The sequence below is a fragment of the Streptomyces sp. SID11385 genome (genome assembly GCF_010548245.1).
In the GTDB taxonomy this organism is placed as follows: Bacteria; Actinomycetota; Actinomycetes; order Streptomycetales; family Streptomycetaceae; genus Streptomyces.
On the sequence record NZ_JAAGLR010000982.1, the window covers coordinates 1 to 3,715 of the forward strand.

A 3,715-nucleotide genomic window follows, 5' to 3' on the forward strand; every position below is an offset into this window, starting at 1 on the left:
GCCCGCCGGGGCGCCGGAGGCGTGCGCGGCGAGCGCGGCCCTGATCCAGCGGGCGGACTCCTCGGGCTCCCGCCCGGCCACCGGTCCTTCGGGTGCCCAGTGCCTCAACTGCTCGACGGCGTCCGCGATATCGGCCGCCCACCGGTCGATCCGCACGTCCGCCGGGGTGCCGAACCGCAGGAGTTCGCGGGCGAGCGGCGCGGGCGGCGCGAAGGGCTGCTCGGGGAAGGCGGTCATGAGGTCGCGCCACAGCGGGTGCAGCGCGGCCTGCGCGCGCCACAGGCGCAGGCGCCGGGCGCCGGTGGCGAAGGCGGGGATCGAGGCGCCGACGGCGAAGAGCGTGAAGAGCACGACCTGCCCGGCCTCGGTCCACTTGTCGAAGGAGAGCGCGAAGCTCTCGCTCGGGCGGTCGGCGACGCTGATCCACAGGAACAGGCCGCGGCTCACCGTGTACGCGACGCCGATGACCATCGCGACGGCCATCATCCCGAGCCCGATCCGCAGATGGCGGCGCGCGGCGGAGCGCACGGCGAGCCACCACTGCACCGCGCACACGGCGGACGCGGCGCCCAAGTACACGTAGAACACGGTGTAGTAGAGCGTCGCGCCCCACTCGCCCGCGTGGTCGGCGACGAAGCGGTCCGAGGGGTGCGCGCGGTCGACGACGGTGAAGAAGAGCACAGTGAGGAGGACGAGGGTGGCCAACGCGGCGCGGGCGGCGACGCGTTGGACGGTACGGGCGAAGCGGACGTGGCGCGGGACGTCGACGTCGCTCTCGTACCGCCCGTAGATCGCCACGATGTAGCTGAGGATGGCGAGGATCGCGACGGTCGCCGTGTAGTGCTTCACGAGCACGGCGAGGTCGGTCACGGGGCTGTCGTTGAGCCGCACGCGCACGTACTGCGTCTTCGTCCACAGGGCCGCGGCGAACCCCGCGTAACACCCCCACAGCGCCCGCCGTCTTCGGTCCTCCTCGTCCCCCCACAGCGCGGCGGGCATCCGCCACAGGGCGACGGCGGTCATGAGGCACGCGACGGCGTACCCGGCGAGATCGAGCGGGGTGGGGGACACGGACCGAAATCCTAGGCGGAAACGACGAACAGGTGTACGGGGTTCGCGGGAGCACCCGCCTCAGCCGTTCGCCCGCCCCGCTCGGCTCCGCCACCCACGCCTCAGTCCTCCTCCCGCCCCCGTCTCCCGAACAGCCCCCTCCGGCGGTGGGCGACCGGGCGGGAGAGGGAGCTGGTGAGGCGGCCGACCATGTCGTCGCTCACCGCGTCGCGGGCCATGCGGGGGATGAGGGAGGCGCCCAGTTCGGCCATGCGCTCGTCGTGGGTCCCGTAGCCGGCCCGGGCCTGCACCGAGCCGCCCTCGCCGAGCACCCTGCGCACCAGGTCGGAGTCGAAGACCGGGAGCAGCCGGGCGAGTTGGTCCGCGTCCGGTGAGGCGCCGTGGTCGAACCACTCGTGGCACAGCTCGTGGAGCACGACGTGCTGGGTCTGGTACGGGGTCGGGCGGCGGCGGTACAGGACGAGGCTCACGCGCGGCGTGGCGAGCCGGAGGCCGCAGGCGCCGCCGGGGCGGGCCAGGTGCTCGGGGAGTTCGCGCAGGACGATGCGGCGCCCCCGCGCGGCCTCCATCGCCGCGACGAGCCCGTCGATCGTGAACGGGCTCGGCACCGGCAGCCCCGCGAGCCGTTCCTCGCACTCCTTGCGCAGCGCACGCAGGGACACGGCTCAGCCCTCCGGCTCGGCGGACGTCCCGGCGGACCCGCTCCCGAGCGCCGCACCGCCCCCGGCGGACCCGCTCCGCAGCGCCGCCCCGCCCCCGGCGGACCCGCTCCGCAGCGCCGCCCCGTCCTCCTCGGCGAGCAGGCTCAGCGCGAAGTCCAAAAGCTCCGGCGGCAGCCCGTCCCGTACGGGCCCGCGCGCGGCGACACCGCTCACCTCGCCCGTGCGGTGCCTGGCGAGGAAGCGCAGCCCCGAGAGCACGTCCTCGACGACCTCCGACTCGTCCTTGAAGAACCGCCAGTCGACTCCGAAGCCGAGCCCGAGCGCCTTGAGGATCTCCTCGGAGGGATGCGTGACCTTCCCCGCGAGGATGTTGGAGAAGTAGCTGTGCGAGAGAGCGCCGCCCTTGCGGCGGACGTGCTCGGCGAAGAAACGCCCCGAGACCCGCTGCCCCGGAAACGTCTTTTCGATCATGTATTCGACCTTGGCGCGCAGGCTGCTGAGCTGCGGCGCGGTCTCCTCCACGGCCACCCCCGTTCCCCCCTCCGCCCGCCCGGAACACGGGCTTCCGTGGCCCCGGACGCGAAATCAGACTTGCGCAAACACTCTACGTCACTGTTAACTCGAAAAAACATACGCCAGGGGGCCGCGAGGGGAGTCCCCTGACGATGTGACTACGCGCGTCCGCCAGCCGCTTGTGTCCGTTTCGTGGGGTTTCCCACAGCCAAAGGGACACTTCCGGCGGTGGATCGCGCCGTGGCGTACGGGGCGCGCGCCCGGACCCCAGGCGGACCACCTGGGCGAAGGGCGACGCGCACCGGGCGCCCTTTTCGCTCGCGCGCGGCCGGACGAGGCCGAAAGCCGCCGGTACGGGGCCGGAACCCGCCCCGCGCAAGGCCGGAACCCGCCCCAGGCACGGCCCGGCTCCCGCCCCGCCCCACCGCCCCGGAATCCCGCACCCATCCGCCCCGCCCCCCGCTCCGAATCACCCCCGTAACGCCGAGGCCCCACCCCTCGTTCGGGGCATACGGGGCAAGGGCCGCCGGGGCGACACGGCACCGGCACCGGGGCCGAGGCAGTTGGAGCGAGCGAGGTACGCGTGAAAGAGCCCGTCTACATCGTGGGGAACCCGGCCGCCGCGCCCCCGCTGGAAGAGCTGGTGGCGAGGGTCGCGCGGGGCGACCGCGAGGCTTTCTCGGCCGTGCACGACGCCGTCGCCGGGCCGCTGCTCGGCGTCGTACGGCGCGTGCTGCGCGACCGCGCGCAGTCCGAGGAGGTCGCGCAGGAGGTCCTGGTCGAGGTGTGGCGCACGGCGGGCCGCTACCGCCCCGACCTCGGCTCGGTCACGAACTGGGTGCTCACGCTCGCGCACCGCCGCGCCGTCGACCGCGTCCGCTCCGTCGAGGCATCGGCCGCGCGCGAGCGCCGCGCCGGGCTGCTCGAACAGAACACGCCCGCGTACGACGAGGTCGCCGAGCAGGTCGAGACCCGGCTCGAACAGGAGCAGGTACGGCGCTGCCTGGGCGGCCTCACCGAGCGCCAGCGCGAGTCGGTGACGCTCGCGTACTACCGCGGCCTCACCTACCGCGAGGTCGCCGAACTCCTCGCGCTGCCCCTCGGCACCGTCAAGACCCGTCTGCGTGACGGCCTCATCCGGCTCCGCGACTGCCTGGGAGTGGGCACATGAGCACCACGGCCGACAGCCACCTCCTCACCGGCGCGTACGCGCTCCACGCCCTGGAGCCGGCCGAACAGGCCGCCTTCGAGCGGCACATGGCGCACTGCGAGGCGTGCGCGCAGGAGGTGCGCGAGTTCACCGAGACGGCCACGAAGCTGGGCCTGGCCGCCGCGGTGAACCCGCCGCCCGGCTTCAAGGACGCGGTCATGGCCCGTATCGCCGACGTACGGCAGGAGCCGCCGCGGCCCGTACGCGCCACGCCCCCGCGCCGCCGCCCGCGCGCCGTGCACTGGGCGCTCGCGGCGTG

Annotated in this window: 5 protein-coding genes; 2 read left to right on the forward strand and 3 right to left on the reverse strand. The window is 74.1% G+C overall.

Annotated elements, in window-relative coordinates; all coding sequences use genetic code 11:
- From G3I42_RS30130 to G3I42_RS30140, 3 genes are all read right to left on the reverse strand, one after another.
- On the reverse strand, positions 1–1,071 hold a 1,071-nt coding region (locus G3I42_RS30130; protein ID WP_164290921.1), incomplete at its 3' end, for an MAB_1171c family putative transporter.
- A 101-nt stretch (positions 1,072–1,172) separates the two neighbouring features.
- Positions 1,173–1,733, reverse strand: coding sequence for a toxin (locus tag G3I42_RS30135; protein ID WP_164290922.1), 561 nt, complete (start codon positions 1,731–1,733; stop codon positions 1,173–1,175).
- Positions 1,734–1,736: 3 nt separating this feature from the next.
- A complete protein-coding gene (locus tag G3I42_RS30140) occupies positions 1,737–2,261 on the reverse strand; it encodes a hypothetical protein (protein WP_164290923.1) in 525 nt (174 codons plus the stop codon).
- A gap of 568 nt (positions 2,262–2,829) precedes the next feature.
- Between G3I42_RS30140 and G3I42_RS30145 the strand changes: the two genes are divergently transcribed.
- Together G3I42_RS30145 and G3I42_RS30150 are read left to right on the forward strand one after the other, a co-directional pair.
- Complete coding sequence (locus G3I42_RS30145) at positions 2,830–3,417, forward strand: sigma-70 family RNA polymerase sigma factor (RefSeq protein ID WP_164290924.1); 588 nt, start codon at positions 2,830–2,832, stop codon at positions 3,415–3,417.
- Positions 3,414–3,715: zf-HC2 domain-containing protein (locus G3I42_RS30150; protein ID WP_203607549.1), on the forward strand; the 302-nt coding region annotated here is incomplete at its 3' end. The genes G3I42_RS30145 and G3I42_RS30150, both read left to right, overlap by 4 nt.